Genomic DNA, 26,936 nt, shown 5'->3' with positions numbered 1-26,936 from the left:
CTGTCCCGACCCCGGGCAGATCGTCGGAGGCGGCCGCTTGGTGACGTGTCCTCGCGCCGAACTCACCGCGCCTCAAGAGCGAGGTCACCAAGTGGCCGTCGATACGCCACGTCGCCCGACGTGCTCTCCATTCAGGAACGAACACGGCCCTGAATTTCCGCGGGTCACGCCGAGGGGGCCGGTTTCCTCCAGCGGCTTTCGGTCCTGAGCCGTAGGTGACCGTCCGGGGTGCGGTGGAGTTGCATGCCATCGGAGGAGGTCATCCGGGTTGCCCGGGGTTCGACTCCGCTGTCGTGTGGCACCGGCTGCCAGGCCGGCGGAGCGGTGAGGGCAGCGGGCGTGTAGTCGGTGACGGCCACCGCGATTCCGTCCTCGTCCGCGCTCAGCAGCAGTCGGTAGGACGGCTCCGCGCTGTGGAGGACCATGTACTGAGCGGCGACACGGGCTGTCTCGGCGAGGTCCTGGAGCAGCCAGGCAGGCGTTCCGATCGCGGAGAGGACCGCGCGGGCCACCTGTCCCATCGCCAGGTTGCTGTCGGTGACACGGGGCAGTTCCAGGCAGAGGGAAATCTCCACTCCGGCCGTCGGAGTGTCGGCGGAGCCGTCCTGGTTCTGACGCTGGATGTAGGGCAGTCCCACGAGGCGAACGGTGTGTCCCATCGGCTTTGTCCCTGGTGTTCGTGAGTTCGAACGGACTGAGTGGTGGCCGGGCCGAGGTTCGCACCTCTACGGCCTTCACCGAAGAGCGACTGGCCGGGGTCTGGGACCTGGGAGTGACGCTACACCTCTGGTGCCGTTGGGGACATGCCCCCTTGGGGCAATCACGGTGTGTGCCCGCGCAACGCCCCCGCCGACAACGGCTGAACCTCCCTGAAAACCCGCGGCAGGTCGGGGACCGTTCGGCCCAAGCGGCAGACGCACGCGGCAAGGGATGCTGGACACACGGCGGGCCTGTGGTCCGCACCGCTTCCCGCGCCCCGCTCGAGTGCCGGCGCGGCTCTCACGACGGGCCGAGCACACGGGCAGCGTGCCAGTGCCCCGTGTCTCACACGCCGCCGTCCCATCCCCCCCATCCCCGGGACCTCGCGCGACAACGACGTGGTCCTCATCCCGAGGAGCAGTACATGGAAGTCCTGATCTTCCTTCTGGTCGTCGTCGGTGTTCTTGCCGTCGTGGCACTGGCGATGGCCGTGAAAATCGTCAAGCAGTACGAGCAGGGAGTGCTGTTCCGCTTCGGCCGCCTCGTCGGAACCCGCGATCCGGGGCTGCGGCTCATCATCCCGTTCGTCGACGTCCTGCACCGGGTGTCGCTGCGGATCGTCACCATGCCCATCCAGTCCCAGGGGATCATCACGCGGGACAACGTGAGCGTGGACGTGTCGGCGGTCGCCTACTTCCGGGTGACCGACGCGGTGAAGTCGGTCATCGCGGTCGAGAACGTCCATGCGGCGATCAACCAGATCGCCCAGACCACCCTGCGGAAAGTCGTCGGACAGCACACGCTCGACGAGACGCTCTCCGAGACCGACCGCATCAACCTCGACATCCGCGAGATCCTCGACGTCACCACAGCGGAATGGGGCGTACAGGTCACCCTGGTCGAACTCAAGGACATCCAGCTGCCGGACACCATGAAGCGCGCCATGGCCCGCCAGGCCGAGGCCGAGCGGGAGAAGCGAGCGAAGATCATCAACGCGGAGGGCGAGTCCCTGGCCGCCGCCGCGCTCGGCGACGCCTCGGACACGATGATGGCCCACCCCCTGGCCCTGCAACTGCGCAACCTGCAGAGCCTGGTGGAGATCGCCGTGGACAAGAACAGCACGGTCGTCTTCCCCGCACCCCTCATGAGCACCATCGGCGAACTCGGCGCCTTCCTCGCCCGGGAGACGGCATCGGCCACCTCCCAGGCGCTGCCCGCCGACCTCACCAAGACGATCCCCGCCGCCACGCCGAACGGCGTGCCCGAGACCGTGTGACCGTCTCCGCGTGCTGGAAAGCGGAGATCCGGAGTACAACGGTGACCGCGCCGGACGGCGCACACCGTCGTAGCCCGCCGCGCGCAGAAGCCCCGCCTTCCGGCGGGGCTTCGTCGTCTCATGCGCTCTCACACAGGACGGTGCCCGGGTAGGCGTCGTCATACTCGTCGGGTGGCGAACCTCAGACCCGATGAGGGACGACGGCGACCGGGCAAGCGGAGTGGTGCAGCAGGGCGTGGGCGACACTGCCGAGTTGCAGACCGAGGTGCCCGTGCCGGCGCAGAGCGCCGACGACGATCAGGTCGGCATCGGCCGATGCCTCCAGCAGGACACGGTGGGCGGGGCCGTCGACCGCGCGGCGGCTGACATCGACCTCGGGATGCTCCCGCACGACCTCGCGCAGCGCGTCGTCGAGGTTGGCCGAGGCTTGCTCCTCGGGCGCCCCGGCGGCGTCCGCCGCGAGTCGGGGATCCCCCGGGACGGCCCCTGCGGGAGGGGAGCCCGGCTCCTGAACCGGACTGCGCCAGGCCCGCACGGCAGTCAGGGCGCAGCCCCGCGCCTCGGCCTCGCGGGCGGCGAACCGTACGGCACCCGTGCCTCCGGTCGCATCGCCGACTCCCACCACGACCCGGCCGAGGGACCCCTGAAGGTTGCGCTCCTCGCCTCGGACGACGATGACCGGGCACATGGCACGAGCGGCCACCGTGAGGCTGACCGAGCCCAGCAGAAGCCCGGCGACCTCGCCGCGCCCATGAACGCCCGTGACCAGAGCGAATGCCTCGGACCCGGCCTGCAGCAGCGTGGACACAGCATCGGCGGCCAGTACGTCGCCCGACACCTTCACCTCGGGGTCGCGAAGCCGGGCACGTTCCGCGCAGGAGGCGACGATGTTCTGCGCCATGACCTCTCCGGCGGGGTGATCGGTGCTCAAGGATGGCCGGGCTCTTTCGTAACGCTCCCACAGGGAGGCATGGACCAGCCGCAGCGGCAGCCCGTGGCGTGCCGCTTCGTCCACCGCCCAGTCGACCGCCAGCAGACTGGAGTCCGATCCGTCGACGCCCACGACCAACGGGAGTTCCATCGAGGCCACCGCCTTCCGTCCGGTGCTGACAGACCCCCTGTGAATACCGTCGCACCGCCCGCGCGCCGCCGCGACATACGGGCCGACACCCGGATCGGGTGGCTGTCGGCCGGGCAGCGGTGGGCCGGGTCGCGACGATGCTGGAGACGTACGGCGGCCGGGACCAGGCGCCCCGGCGCGCTCCTCAAGGACCTGGGACAAGTACCGGGACCTCACCCGTGCCGTGGGATGCCATGAGGCGGGGAACGTCAGTGCCGTTCCTTCGCCGGGCGCGGACGCGCCGAGAGCCTCCCGCACGGCCTCGGGCATCTGCCTCTCCTCGAACGGGTAGCGGCTGCTGTGCCGTTGGCGGAGTGCTCGGTCGGTGAGGTCGGGCAGTAGCCGGGTTCAGGGTGCCGGCCCTCGTGGACGATGGCGGCCCGCAGGTTCAACAGGGCGGCGCCGCAGCCGAGATGAAGGCCGCAGGTGTCGGGGTCGGAGTGCGGCATGGCGCGCTCGAAGTCGGCCCACGCCTCGAAGGCGCGGCTGCGCTGGAGACAACGGAAGTGCCAGGGCTGGGCGTTGTGCATCGACGGTGTGGTCACCGCGTCGTGTACGAGGGCGGTCACCCACTTGTGGGACGGTGTCGTCCGGGTCGTCGCAAGCCCTTCGAGGGGTGTGGGGACGGTACGGCTCTTCGGCGGAGCGTGTCCTCACCCTTCGGCCGCGGTGATGCGGCGGCCGGTGAGGTGTTCGGGCCGGATCGAGACCCACATGTCGCGTTCACCGCCTGCCCATGGCGTGGTGTGGGCGTGTTCGGTGAGCCTGCGTACGGTGTCGGGCTGCGTCACGACGTTCGCGGGGCCGACGGCGAGGACGCTCCAGCCCTGGCTGAGGGCCTCGTCCATGTGGTCGACCTCGAAGGCGACCTCGGTTCCGACAGCGGCCGCGGGCGTGGAGTCCGGCGCGGTCCGGAAGACGATGACGTCGTCGATGACGTCGTAGTTGACCGGCACGACCGCGGGGCGGCCGTCGGACGCCCACACCGCGATGCGCCCCACGCCGTGGGTGGAGAGCAGGGTGCGGCATTCCTGCGGGCCGATGTCCCGTAGTCGGGGATGCAGCAGCGACTGTCCCTGGCCGGGTGGGACCTCGGTTCCTCCTCCGCGCAGCGTGGTGACGGTGGTGGCCAGTGCGTCGGCGAGTCTGATGAGGCTCGCCATGCTCGGTTCGGCAGGGCGTTCCTCCAGGTATGCCAGGTAGCTGGGGGACATGCGTGCGCGGCGGGCCGTCTCCTCGCGGCTGAGTCCCTGTCTGCGGCGTTCGACGGCCACGCGCCGGCCGATGTCGCCGGGGCGCAGTGTCCCCGGTGGCATGGCCTCTGCCTCGGCCGTGTCGGGGCCTTGAGGGGCGTGGGCGGTCGGGGGCTGTTCGTGTTCGAGATGGTGGATGTGTGCGTCGGGTCCGGGGAACACGAGCGTCACTTCGTCCGTGTCCGACCAGCGCACGTCGTAGGGCGGAGTTCCGTCCTCGTGATGGAGTCCGACGATCTCGCCGTCGCGCCTGGCGGCGCCGGTCGCCGTGCGTTCGATGACGAGTTGGTCGCCGAGGTGCGCTCTCATGACGCCGCCCTCTCCTCAGAGTGGTGCTGTATCCAACGTGCCACGCGCGACGGGCGGCCGCACGGGACCGATCAGCCGGGAATGGCCCGCCCCCGCTCCCGCACGGCCGTCGACGACTCAGCCGGTGATCTCGATGCGCTGAGCCTTGCCCTTCTCGGTCTTGGGGACCTTGACTGTGAGGACTCCGTTGTTCAGATCCGCGCTGATGTGCTCGGTGTCGGAGTTCGGCGGCAGAATGGTGCGGTAGTCGAACTGGCCGATGCGGCGGTTCTGCCGGCGGACCGTCCCGGTGTGTTCCCTCTCCCTGATCTCACCGTGGATGTCGAGTTCGCCTTCGGCGACCTCCACGGTGATCTGGTCCTTGTCCACTCCGGGCAGCTCCAGTTCCACCAGGTAGGCGTCCTCGGTGTCCTCGATGTCGGCCAGGGGCGCCCATGGCTCGGCCGCGCCGAACCCGGGGAAGCCGCCACCGGGAAGGGCGGCGTGCATGAGCTGGTCCACCCTGGTATGCAGGTCCTCCAGCTCTCGCAGAGCTGCCGGAAGCCCGCCTCTGCTGTGTCGTGCGGGATGTGTCATGGCTGATCCCTCCTTGACTTCTGCCTTGGGGGTCGCGGTGCCCCCGTCGGTCACGTGGGCCACCCGGCGGCCTCCCGGCCGTGCGGCTGCGGTGCGCCCATGCCCTCGATGTCGCGCTCGGCGGTCTTCAGCAGTTGCCGGGCGAGGTTGTTCAGAGCCCGGCCCGCGGCCAGTTCGTCGCCGATCTCCGGCACGTTCGGGTCCGCCGGATGGCGGTGCGCGGCCCCGTGACCGGTGAGTTCTGTGGTGCCGGTGTCCAGGATCAGATGTGCCTTCGTCGTTCCGTCGTCGTCCTCGTACAGATGAAGACGAACCTTCCATTCCCACGTGTGCGGCATCGCTTTCCTCCTCATCTCGGTACGGACCGGTGTGATCCGGACGGGGTTCGTTCTGGGGCTTCAGGCCGTGCGGGGGCGGCCGGCATCTGGTCCTCGATGCGGCGCCGGACGCGGTCCGTGAGCACGCTGAGCGACTCGGAAGCCGTCGCGCGGGGCGCGACGGGCGCTCGGATCCGGCGGGCGGCCGAGGGCAGCGCTCCCAGGTCCGCGACGAATCTCCGCCGGCACTCGTCGAGCGTGGGTCTCCTGCCGGTGCGCCGCCCGTTCCGCATCACCGTCTCCAGCAGCGGAATGCCGTCGTGGGGAGGCTGCTCGTCGGCGAGAGCGATCACGTCGGCGTGGCCGGGACGGCGGAACACCTGCTTGCGGCCGGGTGCCGTCACCTTCGCCGACGAGAGCTTCATCACCGGGCGGCCGTCGAACTCCACCAGCTTGTACGCGGAGTCCAGGTACGGGGTGTCTGCCGACACGCCGACGCGGGTGCCCACGGCGTACGTGTCGATCGGGGCTCCGGAGCGGACGAGGTCGTCCACGGAGTATTCGTCGAGACCACCACTGGCGATGATCCGCACGTCCGGCAGTCCCGCGTCGTCGAGGAGGGAGCGCGCTCTTTCCGCCAGGCTCCCGAGGTCGCCGCTGTCCAGCCGTACGGCGGAGCCGGGCCCGCGGTCCAGGTCCCGCAGGACGCGTGCCGCGACGCGGACGCCTTCCTCGGTGTCGTAGGTGTCCACCAGCAGGGTCACCGGGCCCGGGTGGGACCGGGCGAAGGCACGGAACGCGTCCTCCTCCGTGGCGAACGCCTCCACGAAGGAGTGGGCCATCGTGCCGACGGCGGGGATGCCCTCAGCGGTGGCCGCTGCCACGTTGCTGGTCCCGGCGAAGCCGACCATCGCACCCAGACGAGCGGCCTGGAACCCGGCCTGCGGACCATGGGTGCGCCGCAGGGAGAAGTCGACGACCGGGTGACCGGCCGCCGCGAGCACGCAGCGCGCGGCTTTCGAAGCGATCGCCGTCTGATGGCTGAGTCGGTTGAGCACGAACGTCTCGACCAGCTGCGCCTGCGGAAGTGGTGCGGTTATCTCCAGCAGCGGCTCACCCGCGAAGACGATCCGCCCCTCCGGTACCGCCCGCACCTGGCCGGTGAACGTCAGGCCGAGCAGAGGCTCCAGGTCCCCCGGCAGCCGGTGCAGCGCGGAGGCGAAAGCGTCGACGTCCTCGGGGCCGACATGAAAGCCGGCCAGGTAGTCGAGAGCCGACTCGCACCCCGCCGCCACCAGGAAGCCGCGTTCAGGAGGCAGGTCGCGGACGAAGAGGCTGAACGTCGCAGGGCCGGTCATCCCCTCCCGCAGGTAGGACAGGGCCATCGTGACTTCGTACAGATCGGTGGTCGTCGCACTCGACATCGGTGTCACCTCCTGGGCTTCCGTGCGGCCTCCCGCTCGTCACCGGTGGAATCGCGCGGACCACTGCGGTTCCACCAGGAGCCACTCGGCGTCCCACCGCGCGTACCTTCTCCGGTCCAGGACCCGGCGCACGCCCGCCCAGGCCGCGCAGGACCCGGCGGCCACGCCGAACGCCGCCATACCGCCCACCATCCAGCCACTGGTCGTCGCGTTGAGAGTGCTCGCCGGCGGACCGGTGACGGTTCCGTCCCGGGTCACCCACACACGCACGGTGGCGCCCTTGGAGGTTCCCGGCTTCACGAGGGCCGTTCCCGTCCGCACGACACCGTTGGTGTCGGTCCAGCGGACCTGCGCCGCACGCTTCGCCCAGTCGTCGCCCTTGACGGTCGACGTCAGTCGGGCGGTGACCTGGTGCCGTTCCGCCGCCTGGGCTCGCACGGTGCGCATCGACGCCTCGTACGCCGTCAGACCCGCGCTGCCGGCGGCTGCCGGCAGCCCGAGGAGGAGAACGACCACCAGGACGCGGCGGAACCAGCATTCGCACCTGTCGGACGTACGTCTCAGGGAGTCCGCGCCCTTGGGCGCGTGATCGCCGCGCCTCGACGGTGGACCGGATGCGTGCGGCGAACCTCGTGCGCTCATGTGTCGGCCTCCAGCAACTCGCCGGCCGTCCCCCACCGCCTGCTCCCACCGTCGAACGGCGACGGGTTCGGGGCACAGGGCCGAAAGTCCCCGTCGGGCCGGTTTCCGGCCCATGCCCACCGGTTTCCGGCCCGGTCCGTCTGCGCAGACCGCGGTCATGTCGGTCATGTCTGGGGAACGACCGCGACGGGACACGGCGCGTGATGCAGAAGCGCGTGATTGATCAGGCCCAGCTGCAGCCCCGGGTGGCCCTGCCGCCCGCGCGCGCCGACGACCAGCAGGTCCGCCGCCGACGCCGCGTCCAGCAGCGCGCGGCGGGCCGGGCCCTCGATCACCCTGGGGCTCACCCGGGCGTCGCGATACCGCTCCGCCAGGCCGCGAAGGGCGTCGTCGAGCACCTGGGACGGCGGGCGCCGATGGGCCTCCAGGGCGTACCACGACGGAGCCGGCCGTGGGGTGAGAACCCTGGACGACGGGTTCCAGGCGTGCACAGCCGTCAGCCGGCAGCTCCGCACGTGGGCCTCCCGGAGCGCGAACTGCAAGGCCGTGCCGCTGCCCTCCCCCTCCTCGACACCGACGACGATGTTCCCGAACCGGCCGTCCCGGTGCTCCGCGGCACCGCGCACCACGACGACCGGGCAGTCGGCTCGGGCCGCCACGGCCAGGCTGACCGCGCCCAAGAGCATTTCGGCGAGGTCTCCGAGTCCTCTGGACCCGAGCACCAGCGCGAAGGCGTTACGCCCGCTTTCGACGAGGGCTGAGGCGGCGTCCTCGTGCAGCGCCTCGCTCGACAGCCGGACCGTGGGAGCTCTCTGCCTGGCGCGCTCCGAGGCGGCACCGATGACGTCGGACGGCTCGCGGTCACCGTCCGTCGCATGCAGGAGGAGGAGCGGCACGCCGTGCCGGGCCGCCTCGTCGGCGGCCCAGTCCACCGCCTCAAGGCTCGCTTCGGATCCGTCGATGCCGACCACCAGGGGAATCGCCACCGCACTGTCTCCTCTCGTGGAGGGTGCCACGTGCCCGGCCTTCTCCGCCTCCCCGGCTCCACATGCGCCGGGGAGGGGATTGGGGTACTCCTCGAAGGACAGGAGTACCGCGCCCGGCTGTCGGCGACGTCCGGAGCATGCACGCCATCGGAGTCGTTCACCGTCATCCACCGTCGTATCCAGCTTCGTACGAGACGGAGGCCGCCGCCATGCAGCCAGTCATCACCGTGGGCCTCGACGGCTCACCCGAGAGTCTCGCCGCTGCCCGCTGGGCCGCCGACGAGGCCGAGAAGCGCAGGCTGACTCTGCGCCTGCTGCACGCGTGGCCGCTGCTCGCGCCGGAACCCGCCCATGCCCCCTCCGAGGTCGATCAGAACTACTGGGCGAAGCGTCTCGTGCATACCGCGAGGGCCGAACTGCAAGCCCGCCACCCGGGCCTGACCATTGTCGGGAGCCTGGTCGCCGACGACGCCCAACAGGCGCTGCTCCAGGCGGCGTCGGAGTCCGAGCTGATGGTGCTCGGCTCACGGGGGCTGGAGTCCGTCGAGAGCTACTTCCTCGGCGGCGTCAGCATGCCGGTCGTGGCTCGGGCGGAGCGGCCGGTGGTCCTGGTCCGCGCCGAAACCCCCGTGGAGGGAGCGCATCCAACACCCGTGAGCCGCCTGGTCGTGGCCCTGAAACTGAACGGATCCTGCGACGACCTGCTCGACTTCGCGTTCCACACCGCCGCGGCCAGGGAGGCTCCGCTGGTGGCTGTGCACGGCCGAAGCGTGCCGCTTCACGCGCGGGTGCCCTGGGGGGTGGACCACACCGCCGCCGAAGAGATGACGCGGGACGCGCAGAGGGAGCTGAGCAAGGCCCTCCGCCCGTGGCGCGAGAAGTACCCGCAGGTGGACGTCGCCGACAGCATCCGTCTCGCAAGCCCCGCCAAGGCCGTCCTGCACGCTGCCGAAGGCGCCGCACTGCTGGTTGTCGGCCGGCGTGCACACCGGCACGGTGTGGCACCACACCTGGGTCACGTCGCCCACGCGGCCATCCACCACGGGCGCTGCCCCGTCGCCGTCGTCCCTCATGACTGAGGCCGGCCACCACGGCAAGCCGCCGCCGCGCGCGGAGGTGTGCGAGACCCATACCGCGATCGTGTTCTTCGTCGGGGACCGCGCCTACAAGGTCAAGAAGCCGGTGGACCTGGGATTCCTGGACTACACCACGCGGGCGGCTCGCCGGAGCGCGTGCGAACGCGAAGTCACTCTCAATCGCCGCTTCGCCCCCGACGTCTATCTGGGCCTGGGCGAGTTCCGCAGTCCCGACACGGAGGCGCCCGAACCACTCGTGGTGATGCGCCGCATGCCGACGGACCGACGCCTCTCGCGCCTGGTACGGGAAGGCGCCGCCCTGGACGACGTCCTCCGGGCCGTCGCCCGGCACCTTGCCGCGTGGCACGCGGACGCGCCCCGCAGCCCGGACGCGGACGAGCAAGGTACGCGGGACACCCTGTCGTCGCGCTGGGAGGCCAGCTTCGCGCAGGTCCACGCGTTGGCCGACGACAGCTCCGTGCCCGACGGGGTGACAGAGGCGCAACGGCTGGTACGCCGTTATCTCGCCGGCCGCAAGCGGTTGTTCGCCTCCCGTATCGAGCAGGGGCGGGTGGTCGACGGCCACGGAGACCTGCTCGCCGAGGACATCTTCTGCCTCGACGACGGCCCCCGCGTCCTGGACTGCCTGGAGTTCGACGACCGGCTGCGCTACGTCGACGGCCTGGACGACGCCGCCTTCCTCGCCATGGACCTGGAACAACTCGGCGCCCCGGAGGCCGCCGCGTACTTCCTCGCGCAGTACAGCGAATACTCCGGCGACCCCGCTCCCGCGTCACTGTGGCACCACTACGTCGCCTACCGCGCGTTCGTCCGCGCCAAGGTCTCCCTGATCCAGGCCCGCCAGGGCGCGCCCGGCGCGCGGGCGGCGTCACGAAGGCTGGTCTCGACGACGCTGCGCCACCTGCGCACCTCCGCTGTCTGCCTGACTCTCGTCGGCGGGCTGCCGGGCAGCGGGAAGTCAGCCCTCTCCGGTGCGCTGGCCGACCGGCTGGGGGTCACCCTGCTCAGCAGCGACCGCGTCCGCAAGGAACTGGCGGGCATTCCCGCGGAGCAGTCCGCGGCGGCCGGCTACGGCGAAGGGCTGTACACACCCGAGTGGACCACCAGGACCTATGCCACCCTGCTCGACCGCGCGGCCGCCCTGCTGTCCGCCGGCGAGTCCGTCGTTCTGGACGCCACGTGGTCCGACACGGCGCAGCGTGAAGCGGCAGGGCGCGTGGCCGAACGCACCAGCGCCGACCTGGTCGCCCTCCACTGCCACGTCCCGGACGACGTGTCGGCGGCCCGCCTGCGCACGCGCGCCTCCGGCCCGTCCGACGCCGGCCCGGACACCGCTGTCGCCATGGCGGCCAGGGAACCCGCGTGGTCCGAGGCCGTCGCCGTCGACACCGGTGGCCCGTTGGAGTCCGCGGTCGGCCGGGCGCTGGCGGCCGTACGTCCCTGGGGCGCCGGCCAGGCCCCGGTCTTCCGCCGCCCCTACATGGAGCCGGACTGACGAGAGACGCACGACGGCGCGGCGGTCCGTGTTGCCGGGGTGTTCCGCTGGGGTGACCGTGGAGGTGGGGGAGCGAGGGAGTGAGCCAGTGCGAGCGCTCGGCTGTCCCGGCCCGGGGCACATCTCGTGGGACACCGTCCTGGCCCCCGTGATGGAGGAGGCGACCGACGCGATCGTGCGCGTCGACGCCACCACCGTCTGCGGCAGTGATCTGCACATTCTGCGAGGAGACCTCCCCGAGGTGAAGCCGGGGACGGTCCTCGGCCACGAGGCCGTGGGCGAGGTCGTGGAGACCGGCCGTGATGTCCACGGCCCGCGCCCCGGCAACCAGGTGATCGTGTCGTCCCTCTCTGCCTGCGGCGGCTGTCAGGCGTGCCGTGACACCGGGCGTGGGCAGTGCAGCGGGGGCGGTGGCTTGATCCTGGGAAACCGGATCAACGGAACCCAGGCCGAGTTCGTGCGGGCTCCCCACCGCCTACGAGGCCGGAGTACGGAACGGACACGTCGGCCCTGGCGACATCGTCGTCGTGGTGGGCGCTGGTCCGGTCCCGTCGGTCTCGCCACGGTCAGCGTCGCTCGGCTGTACCCGCCCCGCCGGATCATCGTGGCGGACCTGTCCGAAGCCCGGCTGGAAGTCGCCGCCCGCATGGGGGCCGATGTCGCCGAACTGCCGGGGAAGATGATCGCCGAACTGCCGGAGGGAGCGGGCGCCGACGTCGCCATCGAGGCATCGGGCGACCCAGATGGCTTCGTCCTGTGCACCCAGGCCGTCCGGGCGGGAGGGCACATCGCCAACATCGGGACGCACGGCAGACCGGCCACGCTGCACCTCGACTCCCTGTGGCGGAAGAACGTGACGATCAGCACCGGCCAGGTGGACACCTCCTTCACACCGTGGCTGCTGGAACTGCTGCGGTTCGGACGCCTGCCCGTCTCCCAGCTGGTCACCCACACCTTCGGCCTCGACCGGATGGAGCACGCCCACGAGGTGTTCCAGGGCGCCACCACGGGTGCCCTCGAGGTCGTGCTGCACCGGGAGTGAGAGGGGCCCGGAAGCAGGAGCCGGAACGGGCCGGCCGGTCCCTTGGCCGCAGTGCCGTGAGGAGCACCGATGCACTGGGAAACCATTCGCAAGGACACCACATCGGTCGTCGCACCCCGTCTCGCCGACTACGACCGAGCCTGCTCGGCCTTCACCTGGGCACGGGCGCGCACCGAGCTGGCCGGGCTGCCCGGTGGCGGCCTCAACATGGCCCACGAGGCGGTCGACCAGCACGCGGCGTCCGGCCACGCGGACAAGGTCGCCCTGCGCTGCGTCGCCCGGGACGACTCCGTCTCCACCGTCACGTACGCGGAACTGGCCCGCCGCACGGCCCGCTTCGCGAACGTCTTGAGGTCACTCGGGGTCGGCCGCGGTGACCGGGTGTTCACCCTGCTCGGCCGCTGCCCCGAGCTCTACACGGCGGTGCTGGGCACGCTGAAGAACACCAGCGTGCTGTGCCCGCTCTTCTCCGCCTTCGGCCCCGACCCGGTGGAGCAGCGGCTGCGGCTCGGCGACGCCCGTGTCCTGGTCACCACTGCGGCCCTGTACCGGCGCAAGGTCGCCGAACGCCGGGCATCGGTTCCCGGACTGGAGCACGTCCTGATCGTGGGGCCCGGTGCCGCGGAACTGCCCGGCGCCGTCTCCTTCGACGACGTGATGGCCGCCGCCCCGGACACCTTCACCATCCCGCCGACCTCGCCCGACGACATGGCCCTGCTGCATTTCACCAGCGGTACCACCGGCACCCCCAAGGGCGCGGTCCACGTCCATGAGGCCGTCGTGGCCCACTACGCCACCGCCGCGTACGCCCTCGACCTGCACCCCGAGGACGTGTACTGGTGCACCGCCGATCCCGGCTGGGTCACCGGCATGTCGTACGGGATCGTCGCCCCGCTCGTCCACGGTGTGACGGTGGTCGTCGACGAGGGGGACTACGACGCCCGGCGCTGGTACCGGATCCTCGGCGAGCAGCGGGTCAGTGTCTGGTACACCGCGCCCACGGCCCTGCGGATGCTGATGCGCGCCACACCGCGCCAGGGCCCGTACGACCTGCCGCGCTCCTACGACCTGTCGGCCTTGCGCTTCATCGCCTCCGTCGGCGAGCCCCTCAACCCGGAGGCCGTCCTGTGGGGCCGGGACGTGCTGGGCCTGCCGGTGCACGACAACTGGTGGCAGACGGAGACCGGCTGCATCATGATCGCGAACTTCGCCGCCTGCGAGATCCGGCCCGGCTCGATGGGGCGGCCGCTGCCCGGTGTCGAGGCGACCGTGCTGGAGCAGGGCGAGGACGGCCGTGCACGGGTCGCCGACGGCCGGGTCACCCCGGTGCGAAGTGCCGATGTCGAGGGCGAGTTGGCGCTGCGGCCGGGCTGGCCGGCGATGTTCCGCGGCTATCTCCACGACAAGGAGCGTTACGACGCCACGTTCGCGGACGGCTGGTACCTGACCGGTGACCTGGTCCGCCGGGACGCGGACGGCTGGTACTGGTTCGTGGGCCGCGCCGACGACGTCATCAAGTCGGCCGGCCATCTCATCGGCCCGTTCGAGGTGGAAAGCGCGCTGATGGAGCACCCGGCGGTGACCGAGGTCGGGGCGATCGGACGGCCGGACCCGGTCGCCGGGAACGTCGTCAAGGCGTTCGTGTCGCTGCGCCCCGGTGTTCTGCCGACTCCGGATCTGGAGCGGGAGCTGCTGGCCTTCGGCCGCCGAAAGCTGGGGCCCGCCGTCGCACCCAGGGAGATCGCGTTCGACCAGAACCTGCCCAGGACCCGCAGCGGGAAGGTGATGCGCCGGCTGCTGCGCGCACGCGAACTCGGCCTGCCCACGGGCGACCTGTCCACCCTGGAGGGATCCTCATGAGCCCGGCCCGCCCCACCCGCACGCGGAAGGACCCGGCGCCCCGGAAGGCCGGAAAGAAGTCCGCGACGACCAAGAAGACGACCAGGAAGACGACGAGCACCGGGCACCGGACGGATCTGCTGGAGGCCATGCTGCGCATCCGGCGCTTCGAGGAGCGGTGTGTCGAGCTGTACAGCGCCACGAAGATCCGAGGCTTCGTCCACCTGTACATCGGCGAGGAGGCCGTCGCCGTCGGCGTCAACGAGGCACTGACACCCGAGGACGCGGTCGTCGCCACCTACCGCGAACACGGCCACGCTCTGGCCCGCGGGATCACGGCCGAGGCTGTCATGGCCGAGATGTACGGCAGGACGACCGGGTGCAGCGGTGGTCGGGGCGGATCCATGCACCTGTTCGACGCGAGCAGGCGCTTCTACGGCGGCAACGCCATCGTCGCCGGTGGACTCCCGCTGGCCGCCGGCCTCGCGCTCGCCGACCGCATACGCGAACAGAACCGTGTCACCTGCTGCTTCTTCGGTGACGGAGCCTTCGCCGAGGGAGAGTTCCACGAAACGGCGAACCTCGCGGCCCTGTGGAGACTTCCTCTTCTGCTCGTCTGCGAGAACAACCTCTACGCCATGGGAACGGCCCTGGCGCGGCACGAGGCGCAGACCGACCTGGCCATGCGGGCCGCCTCGTACGGCATGGTCGCCTGGGCCGTCGACGGAATGGACGTCGAGGCCGTGGAACAGACCGCACGCCGGGCCGCCGAGGCCGTCAGGGCCGGTGCCGGGCCGCACTTCCTCGAACTGCGCACCTACCGCTTCCGCGCCCACTCCATGTACGACCCGGACCGCTACCGCGACAAAGCGGAGGTCGAACGGTGGAAGGAACGCGATCCGATCAACCGGCTCCTCGACCGTATGCGCGAGGACGGCGAGCCGGTCGACGAGACACTCGCCGCGATCGAGCGCCGGGTCGCCGCCGAGGTCGACGACGCGGTAGAGGCGGCCGAGCAGGCGCCCGAGGAGCCGGTGGAGCATCTTCTGCACCACGTCACCAGCGCACCGGCGGAGGTGAGTTGACCATGGGTGACGGTGAGCGGCCGGAGGCGGCGAAGACGACCTACCGGGAAGCGATGCGCGAAGCGCTCCGGGACGCCCTGCGCTCCGACGACCGCGTCTTCCTGATGGGCGAGGACGTGGGCCGCTACGGCGGATGCTTCGGCGTCAGCCTCGGCCTGCTGGAGGAGTTCGGCCCCGAACGTGTCCGCGACACCCCGCTGTCGGAGTCCGCGTTCGTGGGCGCCGGCATCGGCGCCGCCCTGGCCGGGCTGCGGCCGATCGTCGAGATCATGACCGTCAACTTCAGCCTGCTCGCCCTCGACCAGATCCTCAACAACGCCGCCACCCTGCTGCACATGTCGGGCGGTCAACTGGCCGTACCGCTGGTCATCCGCATGACGACGGGCGCCGGAAGGCAGCTCGCCGCGCAGCACTCGCACAGCCTGGAGGGCTGGTACGCGCACATCCCCGGAATCCGCGTCCTCGCCCCCGCCACCCTGGAGGACGCACGCCACATGCTCGCTCCGGCGCTCGCTGATCCGGACCCCGTACTGATCTTCGAGCACGGAAGCCTCTACAACGTTGCCGGCGAACTCCTCCCGGCCACCGCACCAGAGGATCTGGATCACGCAGCGATACGTAGACCCGGTACCGACATCTCCCTGATCACGTACGGAGGTTCGCTGCCCAAGACCCTCGTGGCGGCGGACGAGCTGGCCGCCGCGGGCATCAGCGCCGAAGTGATCGACCTGCGAACGCTCAGGCCCTTCGACGCCCGGACCGTCGCCGCATCCGTGGCCCGTACCCACCGTGCGGTGGTCGTCGACGAGGCATGGCGGACGGGAAGCTTCGCCGCCGAGGTGTCCGCCCGTATCGCCGAGGAGTCCTTCTACGAATTGGACGCGCCCGTCGAGCGGGTGTGCAGCGCGGAGGTGCCCATGCCCTACGCCCGGCAGCTGGAGGAGGCCGCCCTGCCGCAGACCGCCGGCATCGTCGCGGCCGCCCGCCGGGCGGTGGACTGACCATGGCCGAGTTCACCATGCCGTCCCTCGGCGCCGACATGGACGAGGGCACGCTTCTGGAGTGGCTGGTGGGGCCCGGTGACCCCGTCCACAAAGGCGATCCGGTGGCGGTCGTCGAGACCGCGAAGTCGACGATCGAGGTGGAGTGCTTCGAGACCGGAACCATGGCCGAGCTGCTCGTCGAACCCGGCACGACGGTGCCGGTGGGCACACCGCTCGCGCTGATCTGGGCGACGGCGAAGAAACCCGAGCACCCGGGGGGAGAGGGGAAGCCGCACAGGACCGGGAAGCCACGCAAGGTCAGGCAACCCGAGGGCCCTGCGGAAACTGAGAAGACCGAGAAGACCGAGAAGACCGAGAAGACCGAGAAGGCGGAGAAGGCGGAGAAGCGACGAGCGGCCCGTCGCGCACCGAAGAAGCGCGAGCCTTCCAAGCCCCCGTCCTCGCCTCGCGAACCCGCCACGGTCCCGGCCCCGGTACCGCCCAGCGCTCGGCAGGGCGGCCACCTGGAGGCGGGCCCGCTGGTCCGGCATCTGGCGCAGCAAAGCGGCGTCGACTTGGAGACGCTGCGTGGTTCCGGACCCGGAGGACGCGTCACCCGAACCGACGTCGAGGAAGCGGTGGCCGCCCGGCAACCACGCCTGCGGGTAACCCCTCTCGCCCGGCGACTGGCCGCCGAACTGGGCGTCGACCTGGCCACGGTGAGGGGAACGGGCAAGAACTCGGCCGTCCGTGCCGCGGACGTACGCCAGGCGGCCCCGGGGCCTGCGACCGAGGCCCCGTCCGCGCATGTCGGCGCCCCCACGGTACGTCCGTCCGCCGAGCGTGTCTCGGGAGACAGGGGGACGGCCATGCGCCGGGCGATCGCCGGTCTGATGAGCCGCGCCAACCGGGACATTCCCCACTACTACCTCTCCACGACCGTGGACATGGCCGCCGCGATGGACTGGCTGCACGAGCACAATCGGCGCAGCCCGCTCGGTGAACGGCTGCTTCCCGCCGCCCTGCTGCTCAAAGCGGCGGCCCTGGCGGCCCGGGAGGTCCCCGAGCTCAACGGTTCCTGGACCGACGACCACTTCACGGCCGGTGAGGGCGTACACCTCGGCGTGGCCGTGTCGCTGCGCGGCGGCGGGCTCGTCGCCCCCGCACTGCACCACGCCGACGCCCTGGCACTGCCGCAGTTGATGGCCGCCCTGAAGGACCTGGTCACCCGGGCACGTACGGGCAGACTGCGGGGCTCCGAGGTGTCGGACACCACGATCACGGTCACCAACCTCGGGGATCAGGGCGTGGAGACCGTGTTCGGAGTGATCTACCCGCCGCAGGTGGCCCTCGTCGGTTTCGGGCGGGTGGCCGACCGGCCGTGTGCCGTCGACGGCCTGCTGGGCGTGCGGCCCGTGGTCACGGCGACCCTCTCGGCCGACCACCGGGCGACCGACGGCGCTGTCGGTGCCCGCTACCTCACGGCGGTCACCCGCCTCCTGCAGAATCCGGAGCAGCTGTGAACATCAACCGAACCGACGCACTGGACATGGTGAGGGAATCGATTTCCCGGGTCATTCCTGACGCCGAAGTCGCCGCTCTCGGGCTCGACGACGTGTTCCGTGATGCGCTGGAGATGGACTCTCTGGACTTCCTGAGCTTCGTGGAGGTGCTCAGCGAACGGTCGGGAGTCCGCATCGAGGACGAGGACACGCCCCGGCTGACCACGCTGTCCGGCAGTGCCGACTTTCTCGTCGCCCGCACGGGGTGATGCGCCCTCCGTGGACGTGAACGGTTCAGTCCGCTTCGGTGTCGTCGATGACACCCACCACGTCGTCGATGTCTCTTACCGAGGCGAGCAGTTCGGGGACGAGTGCCTTGTCCACTCTCCCCGCCATGGTTACCACGCCGCTTTCCACGGTGACCTCCACAGTGCGCGGATCCAGCAGATGTCGGCCGACCAGGGACTCGACCTCGGCGAGGATCTCGGCGTCGTCGCGGATCAGGGCACGCAGCAGATCGTGGCGGCTGACCACACCGACGAGCCGACCGTGATGGTCGGTCACGGGGAGGCGCTTCAACCGGCCGTGCGCGGCGGTCCACGCCGCGTCCGCCACCCGCTGCTCCGGGTGGACGGTGACAGGCGGGAAGGTCATCAATGTGGCGGCCGTGTCGCCGTGGCTCTTGTCGTACAGGCGGTGCTGCCACAGCCTGCCGACAGCACCGTGCCGACGAGGCTCCGCCATCACGGCGGCCTTGGCCAGCAGATCCGACTCCGAGACGACACCGATCACGTGGTCGTCGGAGTCGACCACCGGCAGGGCGCTCACCTGCTCACGGGCCAGCGTGTGGGCCACGTCCAGGAACGGCATGTCACCGGCCACGGAGGCCGCCGGCACCCGCATCACGTCCCGCACGCGGAGTGCGGCCGGTTTCGGGGCGGGTGGCCCAGGTGCGGCGGTGGCGGGCGGCTCGGCACCCTCCCCGCCGTGAGGGCGCTCGGACTCCGCGGCGCTCCTCGCCGACGCGGCGCCGGCGATCGCCCCGAGGTAGCGGCGCAGTGCGTCCTGGCGCGGTTCCTCCTGGGGCGTCCAGGCGCGGCCCGGCATGGTGCGGCGGGCTTCCTTCTCCGCCGAGCTGCGGTCGAAGTCGCTCACGGCTGCCTCCTGGGGACGCCGTTCACCTATGCGCTCAGTTTCGCATCGTTCGACCGGTGCGGCCTCCGGGCCGAACGGCCCCGCCGGGGGACAGCCGGCCGAGCGCGACGCGACAGGCCATCGCCCACCGGGGAGACTGGGAAGCGGGGCCCTGCCCCACCTGGAGGAGAGCGTGTGACGGGTTTCCGGGACTTTCTGACGCGGTTCCGGCCGGCGGCGTCGCCCGGCCGCGCCGCACCAGGTGGTGTCCCCGCAGACCGTACCGCCGAACTCCGTGCGGAACTCACACCGCCCCTGGCCCTGCTCGAACAGGCCGAGGCGGAAGCCCGGAGCGTACGCGAACAGGCCGATGCGAGCGCCACCGCGCGCCGACGCGAAGCCGAAGGACAGGCCGAGACGATCGTGGCCGCGGCGCACGAGGAGGCCCGGCAGGTACGGGCGCGCACCGCCGAGCAGGTGCTGCGCGCGGCCGAGGGCGAGGCCGAGGCACTGCTCGCCGAGGCGGAACGTGAGGCGATCGCCGTCCGCGACCGTGCCAGAAGCCGGACACCCACGCTCGTCGACCGGGTGCTCGCCCTCGTACTGGAGGACCTCGCGGCGGACGAGGCGTCGACCGTGCCGCAGGAAGGTCACCGGGCCCAGGACCCGCCGAGGCCACACGGAGGTGGTTGCTGATGGGTGCCGGTTGGGTGGCCGGGGTGACCCGGGCACGGGCTCTGCGGACCGGGTGCCTGGGCGCCGAGGGCACCGGGCAGGTGGCCGCGTCCCGCGAACTCGACGACGCCCTGCGCTACTTGGCGGCCACACCGTACCGACATGACGTCATCCCGGGCGCCACGCCGGCCGAAGCCCAGCGTGCCGTCTCGGCGACCCTTCTGTGGCACCTCCGGGTCCTCGCGGGCTGGCAACCGGCCGCCGGCACGGACGCCGTCCGGGCACTCGCGGCGGGATTCGAGATCTCCAACGCCGAGCACCATCTGAGCGAACTCACGGCCGACCCACGACAGTCGGGCATGGAACGCCCCGACCTCCCGCCCTACCGCCTGGGCGCGCTGGCGATCGCCTGGACGCGGGTCGCCCGCACCCGTTCGCCGTCGGAGTTGCGTACCGCGCTGGCGGCCTCCGCCTGGGGCGACCCCGGCGGCGATTCGCCGGCCGCGATCGCGACGGGCATGCGGGTTTCCGCCGCCGTACGGCTCGCCGCCGCCGTTCCCGACGCGGCCCGCTGGGCGGCGGCCCGGCTCGCCCTGCTCTTCGGCCGCGAGGTGTTCGTCGTCGGCCGCCGGATGCCGGGCGTCTCCGCCCATCGGGCGGCCCGCCTGCTCGGCCCACGAGCGGTCGGCGCGGGATCGTACGCCGATTTCCGCCAGGCGCTGCCGGCCACCGCCGGCTGGCTGCTGGAGGACGTCGACGAGGCGGCGGACCTCTGGCGGGCGGAGGCACGCTGGTGGGACGCGGTCGAGCGGGACGGCCGTGAACTGCTGCGCCGGTCCCGCCTCGGTCCCCAGCCGGTCGTGGGGGCCGTGGCACTGCTGTCGGCCGACGCGTGGCGCACTCGTGGGGCGCTGGAGCTGGCCGCCCGGGGCGGCGGCCCAGGGGACTGGCCTGGTGAGGTGCTCGATGCCCCGGGCTGAGCCGGCGATTCCGGTCAGGATGCGCAGGGTGGCCGTCGTGGCCCCCGAGACGGCGCTGCGGGAGAGTCTGGTCCGGATCGCCGAGGCGGGCTGCGTCGAGATCGACCTGGCCGGTGGCGGTGGGCCGGACGACGGCGGAGGGCCTGCGGCGACGCGCCTGAGGCGGCTGCGCACCGAGCCGGGGCAAGCGGTTCTCAGCGAGGCTCTCCCCGACCTGGACGCCCTGGAGCACGAGGGCCGGACGGACCTGCTGGCGGGCGAGGCGCAGCTCGAGGAACGACTCGGCAGCGCGGTCCGGCACGGCGAGGCCGCCGCACTGGCCGGCTGGTGCCCGGAGGCGGAGGTGGGCGCCACGGCGGCGCGCATCGCCGGTGCCGGGGGCGCGCTGGTGGTGCTGAGGGCCCCGCGCGGCGTCGATCCGCCGACCTTGCTGACCGGCGCGGACACCGCAACCCCGGCGCACCCGGCGAGAACTGTGCGCCGCTCCTTCACACCTCTGGTCAGCACGTACGGCACCGTGCCCTACGCCGACCTCGATCCCACCCTGCCGGCCGGGATCGTCTACGCGGTGATGTTCGGCGCGATGTTCGGCGATGCCGGGCACGGGTTGCTGCTCGTCGCCATCGCCCTTGTGCTGCGCGCCGGCCGACCCCGTCGACTGGCGGCGCTGCGCCCGCTGTGGCCCTTCGTCGCCGGGGCCGGGCTGGCCGCCACCCTGGCGGGGGTGGCGTACGGCGAGTTCTTCGGCCCGACCGGAGTGCTGCCCGTGCTGTGGCTGGCACCGCTGGAGGAGCCCATGCGGCTGCTGGCCACCGCCGTCGTGCTCGGTGCCGTGCTGCTGGCCCTCGCCTATGCCGCGGGGATCGTGAACCGGTGGCGGGAGGGCGGACCGGCGGCGGCCCTGTACTCGACGACCGGTGTCGCCGGGGCGGCGCTCTATCTCGGTCTTGCTGCCGTCGCCGGATGCGTCTGGCTCGGCCGGCCCGCGCTGGCCGCCGTGGGGGCCGTCATTGTCCTCACCGGCCTGGCCCTGGCCGGAGCGGGGCTGTACGCGACCACGGCGGGCGGTCCGGGCGGAGCCGTACAGACCGGCATTCAGCTCCTGGACGCGATGGTCCGGATCGGCTCCAACATCGTGTCCTTCGCGCGGCTCGCGGCCTTCGGGCTGACCCATGCGGCGCTCGGCGCGATCGTCTGGAACGGCACGAAAGCCCTGGCGGGCCGGAGCCCGGTCGGCGTCGTCGCCGCACTGCTGGTGTTCCTCGCGGGCAACGCCCTGGCCTTCTCGCTGGAGGCACTGGTGGCCGGTGTCCAGGCACTGCGCCTGGAGTACTACGAACTCTTCTCCCGGCTCTTCGAGGGAGAGGGACGTCCGTTCAGACCCTGGCATCTGCCCGTCGAGCACATCCCGGGCTCGGCCGCCGACACCGGGCCGCCCGCGGCAGGGGAGACCGCAGCGGGAGACGCCGCCCGGCTCGGCCCGGCGAGAGAGGAGTACTCGTGACCACCTGGTTCCTGGCCCTGCCCGTCATCGCGGCGGGATTCATCGCCGCCCGTCTGGTGCTGCGACGCTCGGGCCGGACGGCCCTGTGGTGGATGATCGCCGCCGACGCCGTGCTCCTGGTGGCCGCCACCGTGGTGCTGACCCTTGCGCTCGGCGGCGGATCCGCCCAGGCCGCGACCACGGCCGCCCAGGACTCGGGCTCCGGCTCCGCCGCTCTGATCGGGGCCGCGATCGCGGTGGCCGCGTCCACCATCGGCGCGGGCATCGCCGTCGCCTACACCGGGGCGGCAGCCCTCGCCGCGCTCAGCGAACGGCCCGAACTGTTCGGCCGGGCCATGGTCATCGTCGGGCTGGCCGAGGGCATCGCCATCTACGGGCTGGTCGTCGCGGTCATCCTCATCGGGAAGGCGTGACCATGGGACGCGTCGCCGCCCTCGGAGAGCGGGCCCGTGTGGCCGGTCTCGCCCTGGCAGGAGCGGTCGTGCTCGTCGCCGACGACCCCGAGGCCGCACGCCGGGGCTGGCGGAACCTGCCGGACGACATCGACCTGGTGATCCTCACCCCAGCCGCGGCTGAGGCACTGGACCAGGGCCCGGCGACTCCTGTGGGCCGTCGCCGACTGGCCGTGGTGATGCCGCCATGAAGACTCCGGCTGCCGACCGGACGACGGACGCGCTCCACCCGGTCCGGGCAGGGCTGCTGCGAGCCGCTCAGGCCGATGCGGAAGCGCTTCTGGCCCGCGCGGAGCGGGAGGCCGCCGCCCGGTTCGACCAGGCGCAGGCCGAGGCCCGCGCGATCCTCGAAGACGCCCGGCGGCAGGGCGAGGCCGACGGCGCCGACGCTGCCCGTGATCTCCTCGTCAGGGCCCGGCGGGAGGCCAGGTCCCGCACGCTCGCCGCTCGGCGTGAGCCGTACGAGGAACTGCGCCGCGAGGCCACGGAACGGGTCCGGGAGCTGCGTCGGGCCGACGGCTACGCGTCGGTCCGGGAGCGGCTGGAGCAGCGCGCCCGGGTGCTCCTCGGCGCCGGCGCCGAGGTGACCGAGCACGCCGACGGGGGAGTGGTGGCCCAGGTGCCGGGCAGGCGGGTCGACCTGTCGCTGACCGCGTTGGCCGATCGGGCCCTGGACGGCATGGGAGCGGAGGTGCGGAGCCTGTGGGAGCCGTGACGGCGTCCACCGGGACGGACCGGCCGCCTGTCGCCAGGCAGCCGGTCTCCCGGATCCTGCGCGTCACCGGACCGCTGGTCGAGATGGAGTACGCGAGCGGTACCGCGATGTACGACCTGGTCTCGATCGGCCCTGCCGGACTGCCCGGCGAGGTCGTGGCCATCAGCGGTGACGTGGTCACCGTCCAGGCGTACGAGTACACCGGCGGGCTCGCTCCGGGACAGACGGCAGTGCCGCAGGGCAGGCCGCTGTCGGTGCGGCTCGGTCCGCACCTGCTCGGCGGGGTCTTCGACGGGCTGCTGCGCCCGCTGTCCGGCGCCGGCGACTGGCTGCTGCCGCAGACGCGGCGGACCGTGGTCGAGGAACGCACCTGGTCCTTCTCCCCTCTGGCAGCGGAGGGCGAGGAACTGGCCGAGGGCCAGGCACTCGGGGAGGTCCGCGACGCGGGGCCGGTACGGGTGAAGGTACTGGTGCCACCCGGCCGCGGGGGCGTGGTGAGGGGGATCGCCGGCTCCGGGAGCCACTCGCAGGACGCGGTGCTGGCCGTGGTGGGCGGCATCGAGGTGGGGCTGGGCGCCCCGTGGCCGGTGCGCAGGCCCCGCCCCGTGCGGGAGCGCGTCGACAGCCACGAGGCCCTCGACACCGGTCAGCGGGTGGTCGACCTGCTCTTCCCCGTGGCCCGTGGCAGCACGGTCGCGGTGCCCGGTGGCTTCGGCACCGGAAAGACGGTGCTGCTGCAGCAGATCGCCAAGTGGTGCGACGCGGATGTCATCGTCTACGTCGGCTGCGGCGAGCGCGGCAACGAGATGGCCGACGTCATCACCGAGTTGTCGGAACTGTCGGACCCGCGGACCGGAGGACGCCTGGCAGACCGCACGGTGACGATCGCGAACACCTCCAACATGCCGATGATGGCGCGCGAGGCCAGTGTCCACACGGGGGTGACGGTCGCCGAGTACTTCCGAGACATGGGCCTGGACGTGGTGGTCATCGCCGACTCGACCTCCCGGTGGGCCGAGGCGCTGCGCGAGTTCGCCTCCCGTACGGGCGCGCTGCCCGCCGAGGAGGGCTACCCGGCCGGACTGGCCTCGGCCATAGCGGCCTTCTACGAGCGGGCCGCCGCCGTGACCACGCTCGGCGGTGACCGGGGCTCGGTGACCGTGATCGGCGCGGTGTCCCCGCCCGGCGGGGACATGACCGAACCGGTCACGGCCCATACCGAACGCTTCGTCCGCTGCCTGTGGACCCTGGACCGCGACCTCGCCTACGCCCGCCACTACCCGGCGGTCTCCTGGGCGGGGTCCTTCTCCCGGGACGTCCCGGTGCTGGCCGCCGGACACCGGGCGGCCGGGGATCCGGAGTGGTCCCGGCACCGCGACCGGGTGGGAGCGGCGCTGGCGGAGGCCGACCGGTTGGCCGACCTGGTGGACCTGATCGGGATCGCCGCCCTTCCCGCGCGGGAGCGGATCAGCGTGCTCGCGGGCAGGCTGGTGCGGGAGGGCGTGCTGCAGCAGAGCGCGCTGTCGGAGCGGGACGCGTACTGCGGGCCGGAGAAGACGGCCGCACTGGCCGACGCCGTCCTGGCGGTCGTCGACCGCTGCCGGGAGCTGGTGGACTTCGGTGTTCCGGCGGCGTCGGTCGAGGAGGTCGACTTCGGTCCGCTGCTGCGCGCCCGGGAGGACACCGGCCCGCACGACGCCACCGGGGTGGCGGCGCGCCGTGACGCCATGCTCTCCATGCTGGGAGAAGTGCGCTCATGAACCTGTCCGGTGGGATCGAGTACACGACGGTGCGCGAACTCCGGGGGCCGCTCGCGATCGTCGAGGGGGTCTCGGGAGTCGGCTGGGACGAGTACGCGCACGTCACCCTCGCCTCGGGCGAACGGCGCCACGGCGTGGTGCTGGACGCCGACCGCGGCCTGGCGGTCGTCCAGGTGCTGGAGGGCACCGCGGGCATGGACCCGCAGGGCGTCCGCGCGGTCTTCACGGGCAGCCCGCTGCGCGTCCCGGTCGGCACGGACTGGCTCGGCCGCGTCTGCAACGGCCGCGGGGCCCCCGTCGACGACGGGCCACCCATATTCGGCTCCCACCAGGCCGAGGTGGGCGGCGCTCCCGTCAACCCGGTCCGGCGCGAGCCGCCGTCCGAACCGGTACTCACCGGCGTCGGGGCCATCGACGCCCTGACCACGCTGGTACGAGGGCAGAAACTGCCGGTGTTCTCGGTGGCCGGGCTGCCGCATCTGGAACTGGCCGCCCAGATCGCCGCGCAGGCCACCGTCGGCGGAGAGGCGTTCTGCGTCGTCTTCGCGGGCATGGGGCTGACCCACGCCGACGCCTCCTTCGCGCGCGATGTCCTGGAGGAACGGTCCGCGGCCGGGGAACTGGTCCTGCTGCTGAACACCGCCGACGACCCGGTGATCGAACGGATCCTCACCCCCCGCATCGCGCTCACCGTCGCCGAGCACCTCGCCTTCACCGAGGGACGGCACGTCCTGGTCGTGATGACCGACATGACGACCTACGCCGAAGCCCTGCGCGAGGTCTCCGCCGCCCGCGGGGAGATCCCCGCCCGCCGTGCCTACCCCGGCTACCTCTACAGCGACCTGGCCTCCCTGTACGAACGCTGCGGACGCATTCGCGGGCGGCCGGGCTCGGTCACCGTGCTGCCGGTGCTCACCATGCCCGCGGGCGACATCACCCATCCCGTGCCCGACCTGACCGGCTACATCACCGAAGGACAGATCGTGCTCTCGCCGGAGACCCACGCACGGGGTGTGTACCCGCCACTCGACGCCCTGTCCTCCCTCTCCCGGCTGATGCGCAAGGGCGCCGGCCCTGGCCGTACCCGCGACGACCACCTCGACGTCGCGGCCCAGCTGCTGGCCGCCCTGGCGCGAGCCCGGCAGGTCCGTGATCTCGCGGACCTCGTCGGCCAGTCGGCACTGAGCCCCACCGACCGCCGCTACCTCGACTTCGACGAGGCGTTCCTGCGGGACTTCGCCGACCAGCACAGCGACGAGTCCCGCAGTCTCGACGCCTCGCTGGAGCGCGGCTGGCAGGCCCTGCTCACGCTGCCCCGCAGCCAGCTCTCCATGCTCCCCACCGGGCTCCTCGACGCCCACGGGGCGAAGGACCTCGACCATCTCGACGACCGCGACGACCGCGACGACCGCGACGACCGCGACGAGGAGGCGTCCCGATGAGCAGCGCCCGGCGTACCCCGCCCGGCCGTGCCGGACGACTGCGGCTGCGGCGCAGCCTCGATGTCGCCGAGCGCGGAGCCGACCTCCTGGAGCGGAAGCTCCGCATACTCAGCTCCGAGCACCAGCGGCTGCTGCAAGCGGAGAAGGCGTCCGCCCGCGCATGGCATGACCTGCTCTCCGAGGCCGAGACCTGGCTGCTGCGGGGCCTGCTCCTCAGCGGGGAACACGCCCTCGACGCGGCCGCTGCCGGCATCGGCCCCGCCGAGGTCACGGTGCGCTGGACCAGTTCCATGGGGGTACGGCGTCCTGCGACGGCCTCCGTGTCGGTACGCGCCCGTCCTCCCACCTCCGCCGCTGCCACCAACACCGCGCTCGTGCACGCCGAAGGAGCCTACGGCCGTGCCGTGCGCGCCGCCGCCGAGTACGCCGCCGCCCATACGGCCGCCGAGCTCATGGGAGCGGAGGTCATCAGCACCCGGCACCGGGTCCGTGCCCTGCGGCGCCACTGGATTCCACGCCTGCGGGAGGCGCTCGACCGGGCCGACCTCGCCCTGGAGCAGTCCGAGCACGAGGACGGCGTCCGGCGGCGCTGGGCAGCTCGGACCGCCGAGCGGTGACCGCTGCGGACG

At 72.1% G+C, this 26,936-nt stretch carries 27 protein-coding genes and 1 pseudogene; 18 read left to right on the top strand and 10 right to left on the bottom strand.

The window, feature by feature from the left end; all coding sequences use genetic code 11:
- Positions 1-164: 164 nt before the first annotated feature.
- Positions 165-659, bottom strand: a complete 495-nt coding sequence (locus OG289_RS04670; RefSeq protein ID WP_327312718.1) for a hypothetical protein — start codon at positions 657-659, stop codon at positions 165-167.
- Between the two features lie 464 nt (positions 660-1,123).
- Between OG289_RS04670 and OG289_RS04665 the strand changes: the two genes are divergently transcribed.
- Complete coding sequence (locus OG289_RS04665; protein ID WP_327312717.1) at positions 1,124-1,975, top strand: slipin family protein; 852 nt, start codon at positions 1,124-1,126, stop codon at positions 1,973-1,975.
- Positions 1,976-2,156: 181 nt separating this feature from the next.
- Here OG289_RS04665 and OG289_RS04660 read toward each other — a convergent pair whose 3' ends face one another.
- From OG289_RS04660 to OG289_RS04625, 8 genes are all read right to left on the bottom strand, one after another.
- On the bottom strand, positions 2,157-3,056 hold the full coding sequence (locus tag OG289_RS04660; protein WP_327312716.1) for a universal stress protein: 900 nt from the start codon (positions 3,054-3,056) through the stop codon (positions 2,157-2,159).
- Between the two features lie 248 nt (positions 3,057-3,304).
- On the bottom strand, positions 3,305-3,664 hold the full coding sequence (locus OG289_RS04655) for a hypothetical protein (protein ID WP_327312715.1): 360 nt from the start codon (positions 3,662-3,664) through the stop codon (positions 3,305-3,307).
- Between the two features lie 84 nt (positions 3,665-3,748).
- On the bottom strand, positions 3,749-4,657 hold the full coding sequence (locus OG289_RS04650) for a DUF1918 domain-containing protein (protein WP_327312714.1): 909 nt from the start codon (positions 4,655-4,657) through the stop codon (positions 3,749-3,751).
- A 117-nt stretch (positions 4,658-4,774) separates the two neighbouring features.
- Positions 4,775-5,233 carry an Hsp20/alpha crystallin family protein gene (locus OG289_RS04645; protein ID WP_327312713.1) on the bottom strand — a complete coding sequence of 153 codons (459 nt, stop codon included), beginning with the start codon at positions 5,231-5,233 and terminating at the stop codon, positions 4,775-4,777.
- 50 nt (positions 5,234-5,283) lie between these two features.
- Positions 5,284-5,571, bottom strand: coding sequence for a DUF1876 domain-containing protein (locus OG289_RS04640; RefSeq protein WP_327312712.1), 288 nt, complete (start codon positions 5,569-5,571; stop codon positions 5,284-5,286).
- Positions 5,572-5,582: 11 nt separating this feature from the next.
- Positions 5,583-6,983 (bottom strand): nicotinate phosphoribosyltransferase, encoded by a 1,401-nt coding sequence (locus tag OG289_RS04635; RefSeq protein WP_327312711.1) that lies wholly within the window; start codon positions 6,981-6,983, stop codon positions 5,583-5,585.
- Positions 6,984-7,013: 30 nt separating this feature from the next.
- A complete protein-coding gene (locus tag OG289_RS04630; RefSeq protein ID WP_327312710.1) occupies positions 7,014-7,616 on the bottom strand; it encodes an Rv1733c family protein in 603 nt (200 codons plus the stop codon).
- 164 nt (positions 7,617-7,780) lie between these two features.
- Positions 7,781-8,602: a universal stress protein gene (locus OG289_RS04625; RefSeq protein WP_327312709.1), complete on the bottom strand. Its 822-nt coding sequence runs from the start codon at positions 8,600-8,602 to the stop codon at positions 7,781-7,783.
- A 209-nt stretch (positions 8,603-8,811) separates the two neighbouring features.
- On the opposite strand from OG289_RS04625, the gene OG289_RS04620 reads away from it, so the two are divergent.
- From OG289_RS04620 to OG289_RS04585, 8 genes and pseudogenes are all read left to right on the top strand, one after another.
- Positions 8,812-9,681 (top strand): universal stress protein, encoded by an 870-nt coding sequence (locus OG289_RS04620; RefSeq protein WP_327312708.1) that lies wholly within the window; start codon positions 8,812-8,814, stop codon positions 9,679-9,681.
- Positions 9,674-11,194, top strand: a complete 1,521-nt coding sequence (locus OG289_RS04615) for a bifunctional aminoglycoside phosphotransferase/ATP-binding protein (RefSeq protein ID WP_327312707.1) — start codon at positions 9,674-9,676, stop codon at positions 11,192-11,194. The genes OG289_RS04620 and OG289_RS04615 overlap by 8 nt, the downstream gene beginning before the upstream one ends.
- A gap of 88 nt (positions 11,195-11,282) precedes the next feature.
- Positions 11,283-12,236: pseudogene (locus OG289_RS04610) on the top strand (alcohol dehydrogenase catalytic domain-containing protein).
- Between the two features lie 69 nt (positions 12,237-12,305).
- Positions 12,306-14,096, top strand: a complete 1,791-nt coding sequence (gene acsA, locus OG289_RS04605; RefSeq protein WP_327312706.1) for an acetate--CoA ligase — start codon at positions 12,306-12,308, stop codon at positions 14,094-14,096.
- Complete coding sequence (gene pdhA, locus OG289_RS04600) at positions 14,093-15,160, top strand: pyruvate dehydrogenase (acetyl-transferring) E1 component subunit alpha (protein ID WP_327312705.1); 1,068 nt, start codon at positions 14,093-14,095, stop codon at positions 15,158-15,160. The genes acsA and pdhA overlap by 4 nt, the downstream gene beginning before the upstream one ends.
- Before the next feature lie 2 nt (positions 15,161-15,162).
- Entirely contained in the window at positions 15,163-16,161 is a 999-nt protein-coding gene (locus OG289_RS04595; RefSeq protein ID WP_327312704.1) for an alpha-ketoacid dehydrogenase subunit beta, read from the top strand.
- 2 nt (positions 16,162-16,163) lie between these two features.
- Positions 16,164-17,666 (top strand): 2-oxo acid dehydrogenase subunit E2, encoded by a 1,503-nt coding sequence (locus OG289_RS04590; RefSeq protein WP_327312703.1) that lies wholly within the window; start codon positions 16,164-16,166, stop codon positions 17,664-17,666.
- Positions 17,663-17,914, top strand: a complete 252-nt coding sequence (locus OG289_RS04585; protein WP_327312702.1) for an acyl carrier protein — start codon at positions 17,663-17,665, stop codon at positions 17,912-17,914. Before OG289_RS04590 ends, OG289_RS04585 begins: the two co-directional genes overlap by 4 nt.
- Positions 17,915-17,939: 25 nt before the next feature.
- On the opposite strand, the gene OG289_RS04580 is transcribed toward OG289_RS04585, so the two are convergent.
- Positions 17,940-18,800: a CBS domain-containing protein gene (locus OG289_RS04580; RefSeq protein WP_327312701.1), complete on the bottom strand. Its 861-nt coding sequence runs from the start codon at positions 18,798-18,800 to the stop codon at positions 17,940-17,942.
- A 174-nt stretch (positions 18,801-18,974) separates the two neighbouring features.
- Between OG289_RS04580 and OG289_RS04575 the strand changes: the two genes are divergently transcribed.
- From OG289_RS04575 to OG289_RS04535, 9 genes are read left to right on the top strand one after another with little or no spacing between them, the layout of a single operon-like run.
- Positions 18,975-19,475, top strand: a complete 501-nt coding sequence (locus OG289_RS04575) for a hypothetical protein (protein ID WP_327312700.1) — start codon at positions 18,975-18,977, stop codon at positions 19,473-19,475.
- Positions 19,475-20,434, top strand: coding sequence for a hypothetical protein (locus OG289_RS04570; RefSeq protein WP_327312699.1), 960 nt, complete (start codon positions 19,475-19,477; stop codon positions 20,432-20,434). Before OG289_RS04575 ends, OG289_RS04570 begins: the two co-directional genes overlap by 1 nt.
- Positions 20,435-20,453: 19 nt before the next feature.
- Positions 20,454-21,938: a V-type ATPase 116kDa subunit family protein gene (locus tag OG289_RS04565; RefSeq protein ID WP_327320587.1), complete on the top strand. Its 1,485-nt coding sequence runs from the start codon at positions 20,454-20,456 to the stop codon at positions 21,936-21,938.
- On the top strand, positions 21,935-22,351 hold the full coding sequence (locus tag OG289_RS04560) for an ATP synthase subunit C (protein ID WP_327312698.1): 417 nt from the start codon (positions 21,935-21,937) through the stop codon (positions 22,349-22,351). The genes OG289_RS04565 and OG289_RS04560 overlap by 4 nt, the downstream gene beginning before the upstream one ends.
- A gap of 2 nt (positions 22,352-22,353) precedes the next feature.
- On the top strand, positions 22,354-22,581 hold the full coding sequence (locus tag OG289_RS04555; RefSeq protein WP_327312697.1) for a hypothetical protein: 228 nt from the start codon (positions 22,354-22,356) through the stop codon (positions 22,579-22,581).
- Positions 22,578-23,105 carry a hypothetical protein gene (locus OG289_RS04550; RefSeq protein ID WP_327312696.1) on the top strand — a complete coding sequence of 176 codons (528 nt, stop codon included), beginning with the start codon at positions 22,578-22,580 and terminating at the stop codon, positions 23,103-23,105. The genes OG289_RS04555 and OG289_RS04550 overlap by 4 nt, the downstream gene beginning before the upstream one ends.
- Positions 23,093-24,865 carry a V-type ATP synthase subunit A gene (locus OG289_RS04545; protein ID WP_327312695.1) on the top strand — a complete coding sequence of 591 codons (1,773 nt, stop codon included), beginning with the start codon at positions 23,093-23,095 and terminating at the stop codon, positions 24,863-24,865. The genes OG289_RS04550 and OG289_RS04545 overlap by 13 nt, the downstream gene beginning before the upstream one ends.
- Complete coding sequence (locus OG289_RS04540) at positions 24,862-26,307, top strand: V-type ATP synthase subunit B (protein ID WP_327312694.1); 1,446 nt, start codon at positions 24,862-24,864, stop codon at positions 26,305-26,307. Before OG289_RS04545 ends, OG289_RS04540 begins: the two co-directional genes overlap by 4 nt.
- Entirely contained in the window at positions 26,304-26,924 is a 621-nt protein-coding gene (locus tag OG289_RS04535; RefSeq protein ID WP_327312693.1) for a V-type ATP synthase subunit D, read from the top strand. Before OG289_RS04540 ends, OG289_RS04535 begins: the two co-directional genes overlap by 4 nt.
- The last annotated feature ends 12 nt before the right edge of the window (positions 26,925-26,936 follow it).

The organism is Streptomyces sp. NBC_01235 (assembly GCF_035989285.1).
Lineage (GTDB): Bacteria > Actinomycetota > Actinomycetes > Streptomycetales > Streptomycetaceae > Streptomyces.
This window is presented reverse-complemented; position numbering and strand designations above follow the sequence as displayed.

Coding starts and splice junctions, on each gene's coding strand:
- OG289_RS04535 (WP_327312693.1), top strand. CDS start 26,304: ATGAGCAGCGCCCGGCGTACCCCGCCCGGCCGTGCCGGACGACTGCGG.
- OG289_RS04565 (WP_327320587.1), top strand. CDS start 20,454: ATGCGCAGGGTGGCCGTCGTGGCCCCCGAGACGGCGCTGCGGGAGAGT.
- OG289_RS04645 (WP_327312713.1), bottom strand. CDS start 5,233: ATGACACATCCCGCACGACACAGCAGAGGCGGGCTTCCGGCAGCTCTG.
- OG289_RS04615 (WP_327312707.1), top strand. CDS start 9,674: ATGACTGAGGCCGGCCACCACGGCAAGCCGCCGCCGCGCGCGGAGGTG.
- OG289_RS04595 (WP_327312704.1), top strand. CDS start 15,163: ATGGGTGACGGTGAGCGGCCGGAGGCGGCGAAGACGACCTACCGGGAA.
- OG289_RS04630 (WP_327312710.1), bottom strand. CDS start 7,616: ATGAGCGCACGAGGTTCGCCGCACGCATCCGGTCCACCGTCGAGGCGC.
- OG289_RS04590 (WP_327312703.1), top strand. CDS start 16,164: ATGGCCGAGTTCACCATGCCGTCCCTCGGCGCCGACATGGACGAGGGC.
- pdhA (WP_327312705.1), top strand. CDS start 14,093: ATGAGCCCGGCCCGCCCCACCCGCACGCGGAAGGACCCGGCGCCCCGG.
- OG289_RS04650 (WP_327312714.1), bottom strand. CDS start 4,657: ATGAGAGCGCACCTCGGCGACCAACTCGTCATCGAACGCACGGCGACC.
- OG289_RS04570 (WP_327312699.1), top strand. CDS start 19,475: ATGGGTGCCGGTTGGGTGGCCGGGGTGACCCGGGCACGGGCTCTGCGG.
- OG289_RS04670 (WP_327312718.1), bottom strand. CDS start 659: ATGGGACACACCGTTCGCCTCGTGGGACTGCCCTACATCCAGCGTCAG.
- OG289_RS04620 (WP_327312708.1), top strand. CDS start 8,812: ATGCAGCCAGTCATCACCGTGGGCCTCGACGGCTCACCCGAGAGTCTC.
- OG289_RS04665 (WP_327312717.1), top strand. CDS start 1,124: ATGGAAGTCCTGATCTTCCTTCTGGTCGTCGTCGGTGTTCTTGCCGTC.
- acsA (WP_327312706.1), top strand. CDS start 12,306: ATGCACTGGGAAACCATTCGCAAGGACACCACATCGGTCGTCGCACCC.
- OG289_RS04550 (WP_327312696.1), top strand. CDS start 22,578: ATGAAGACTCCGGCTGCCGACCGGACGACGGACGCGCTCCACCCGGTC.
- OG289_RS04555 (WP_327312697.1), top strand. CDS start 22,354: ATGGGACGCGTCGCCGCCCTCGGAGAGCGGGCCCGTGTGGCCGGTCTC.
- OG289_RS04540 (WP_327312694.1), top strand. CDS start 24,862: ATGAACCTGTCCGGTGGGATCGAGTACACGACGGTGCGCGAACTCCGG.
- OG289_RS04660 (WP_327312716.1), bottom strand. CDS start 3,056: ATGGAACTCCCGTTGGTCGTGGGCGTCGACGGATCGGACTCCAGTCTG.
- OG289_RS04640 (WP_327312712.1), bottom strand. CDS start 5,571: ATGCCGCACACGTGGGAATGGAAGGTTCGTCTTCATCTGTACGAGGAC.